Raw genomic sequence first — 1,075 nt, forward strand, 5'->3', positions numbered from 1 at the left:
CGGCGCGGCCGCCCCGGCCGCCGCCCTCACCCCCGTCCGCCCCGCCGCGGTGGAGCGCCTCCATGCCCCCGACGACGGCGAGTCCGACACCCCCCAGGGCGCCCCGGGCCCGCTGTACGGCCCGAAGGGCAAACCGGCCGAACCCGGCACCACCCCTACCCCGGCCACCACCCGGACCAAGATCATCGACCGGGCCAAGATCTGGGTGACCGCAAAGGTGCCGTACAGCATGGAGGCCTACTGGACCGACGGCTACCGGCAGGACTGCTCGGGCTATGTCTCCATGGCCTGGGGGCTGCCGGGCAACGAGTGGACGGGCAGCCTCGACCAGTTCGGAGTGAAGATCACCAAGGAGGAGCTCGAGCCCGGCGACATGCTGCTGTACCACAATCCCGACAACCCGGAAAAAGGCTCTCACGTGGTGATCTTCGGCGGCTGGATCGATTACAAGCACACCAACTACACGGTCTACGAGCAGACACCCCCGCACACCCGCAGCCAGGCCACCCCGTATCCCTACTGGAGCAACGCCGACAAGTACGTCCCCTACCGCTACAAGGGCCTGACCTCCGGCGGGAAGGGCGCGGAGACGGTCTCGGCGGCGGGAGGACCGGGCCGCGCCGCCACGCGGGGAGTGCCCGTCTCGCACGGGGTGCCCGGCTATCCGGGCAGGGCCTCCTTCCGTCCGGGCGCGGAGAACGCGTACGTCACGCAGCTGGGCCGCCGGTTGATGGAGAAGGGATTCGGCACGTTCTATCCCGCCGGTCCCGGTCCGCGCTGGGGTGAAGCGGACCGGCGCGCGGTGCAGGCCTTCCAGCGCACCCAGGGCTGGCGCGGCGGCGCGGCGGACGGCTTCCCGGGACCGGAAACCTGGCGCCGGCTGTTCGCAGACACGGACCCCGATCGCGCGACGGGCCTCTGAGCGGGGGGCCGGGGGGGGGCGGCCTTTGAAGGCTGGGCCGGGTGGCTGCTCTGTGACCGCTGGGCCGGGTGGCTGCTCTGTGACCGCTGGGCCGGGTGGCTGCTCTGTGACCGCTGGGCCGGGTGGCTGCTCTGTGACCGCTGGGCCGGGTGG

General features: G+C 72.2%; 1 protein-coding gene. It reads left to right on the plus strand.

All coding sequences use genetic code 11. From position 1 onward, the window contains the following. Window positions 1-922: peptidoglycan-binding protein (locus tag ABT288_RS39455; RefSeq protein WP_351618692.1), on the plus strand; the 922-nt coding region annotated here is incomplete at its 5' end. Window positions 923-1,075: the final 153 nt, after the last annotated feature.

It is taken from the genome of Streptomyces sp. NPDC001093, assembly GCF_040298985.1.
GTDB lineage: Bacteria > Actinomycetota > Actinomycetes > Streptomycetales > Streptomycetaceae > Streptomyces.